This window comes from Caloranaerobacter azorensis DSM 13643, from assembly GCF_900129995.1.
In the GTDB taxonomy this organism is placed as follows: Bacteria; Bacillota; Clostridia; order Tissierellales; family Thermohalobacteraceae; genus Caloranaerobacter; species Caloranaerobacter azorensis.
Genome location: NZ_FQXO01000136.1, coordinates 1 through 2,284 on the forward strand (window position 1 = coordinate 1; position 2,284 = coordinate 2,284).

At 25.0% G+C, this 2,284-nt stretch carries 1 protein-coding gene; it reads left to right on the forward strand.

Features of this window, described 5'->3' with window-relative positions:
- The first annotated feature begins 87 nt into the window (after positions 1 to 87).
- Complete coding sequence (locus BUB51_RS12445; RefSeq protein WP_159430420.1) at positions 88 to 1,944, forward strand: ATP-binding cassette domain-containing protein; 1,857 nt, start codon at positions 88 to 90, stop codon at positions 1,942 to 1,944.
- Positions 1,945 to 2,284: the final 340 nt, after the last annotated feature.

Below are 2,284 nucleotides of genomic sequence, written 5' to 3' on the forward strand. Positions count from 1 at the left end.
TTTTTTTAGTTATGATTAGTATTCCTAGGATTTAGATGTCTGATTTTTCTACTTTATGGAAGCTAACTCTTTATTTCTTGTAAAGTGGTGTTAATTGTATTAATCCCTTTAATACAAAAACATATTATTGATGATATACTACAAAAGCGAATGTATAAAAGTTCTATATTCATCTTTTTAGTATTAAGTATTTTATTATCAGGTATAACATTTATGGAAATATTTTTATTAAACAGCATAAGAATATCACTTCAAAAAAATATTACTATGAATATGCTAACATCTGTATCAAAAAAGGAAAATAAAATAATTAGGACGAGAGGTTCAGGGGCATTTATGAGTAGAGTTTTCGGTGATTCTGAACAGTTTAGTATGCTTTTAGAAACAAATTATTTTTTTAGTATAGGTGTGTTTATTGCAGCTATTGTTACCATAATAATAACTCTTTCTTGGACTTGGAGCTTTTTTTTAATTATACTAGTCTCTTATATTGTAATGGCTTTTGGTATAAAAGTATGTACTCAATTTTTTACACAAAATTTTGCATTAGCTAGAGAACTAGTTTTTAAATTAAATCCAAAGGTTTTAGAATTTATAGAAAATAGGAGATCTATTATGAGTTATGGCAGTATATCTCAATATTTAAAGAGATTAGAGGATATTATTGATGAAAGAGATGGTTATATTAAAAAAGCGTCTATTTATGATACTTTGGGTAACACTATTATAGAAAATGTAAAAAATATTGCAATAACAGTTTTTTTCATTGTATCGATGATAGAGATATTAAACTCTAAATTAGAAGTATCCTCTTTTATAACTATGACTTCGTATTTTAATATAGTCTTTTTGCCTATATCAAGTATAAAGCAAATTTATGGAGCTTTAAATAAATTTCAGATGCTCTATTCAAGAAGTTCCGATATATTTGATGTGCCTGTTAAGGTTCATTTGCCAAATAAAAATGAATTGATAATTAAAGATATAAGTTTTTCATATGATAATACAATAATTCTCAAGAACATAGATATAAAATTGGACAAAGTGTATGGAATTGTTGGTATATCTGGAGAAGGGAAGACTACATTGTTAAAATTATTAACTGGTGAATTAACTCCGACAAAAGGAGAAATAATTTATGGCAATACTAATATTTCTAACATACCTATGAATATGATTTATTCATGTTTTAGATATTACAGTCAGGATGCAGAAATTTTCGATGATGATCTGTTGTTTAATATAACATTAGGCAAGAAAGGGATTTCAAAGAATGAATACTATAAAGAAATTGATGTTTATAAAAATTTAATAAAAGAAAGCTTAACTTGGCTTATATCAGAAGAAAATCCAAATTTAGATAAAAATGAAAATGTTAAAAAAATAATAAAAGAAATTTATAATTTAACAGATGAAGAATGTAAAAATAAAAATATATTGAATAAAATAAGAAATAGTTTAAACTTCAATAATTTAACTGAAATTGCAGATTTTATTTCACAAATATATGTATCAAGAAAATATTATATAGAAGAAAAATATAGGCTAATATTATCAGATTTAAAATTAGACTATTTGAGTGGGCGAAACTTTGGACAAAGAGGAAAGTATTTATCTGGTGGAGAAAAAAATAAAGTTGCTCTAGCCCGCTTTTTACTACCGGAAATTGATGTTCCAATTATTATTGATGAACCATTTACAAATCTAGATCTCATTTCTGAACAAGAAAATTTACAAGTTCTTAATAAGTATATATCAGGTTCAAAAGGAATAATTGTATCGCATAAATTAGATGTAATCAAATTATTATCCGATGAAATAATAGTAATTAATAATAGTGAAATAGAATCTAGGGGGCTTCATGATGAACTATTAAATTCTTCAGTGCTATATGCTGAATTATATGAAAAGTTTTTAGAAAAGAAATTTGCTTTGAATGCATAATAGTATTAAGTTTGTTTATGTTAATTTAAAAGTAGTCCACGATATTAATTGAAAAATCCCCTACAATAAAATATACTACATATTTTTTGCAAAAATATAATGCTGGAGTTTTAGCACCCTAACATTTATTATAAAACCTCTTTATTTAAAGAATAATTATTGAAGAAGCATTACATGTATTGGTCCACTAAAATTAGGTAATAATTTTGGTTCAGATTCTTTTCCCATAGCATTTTCTCTAATATAATCAGAAATTTAGCACTTGAAAATTTTTTAGGGCGATAGTCCGTTGATTTATAAGAATTTCAGAATAAGCACTAAAAATTTGAGATTTTCCGAT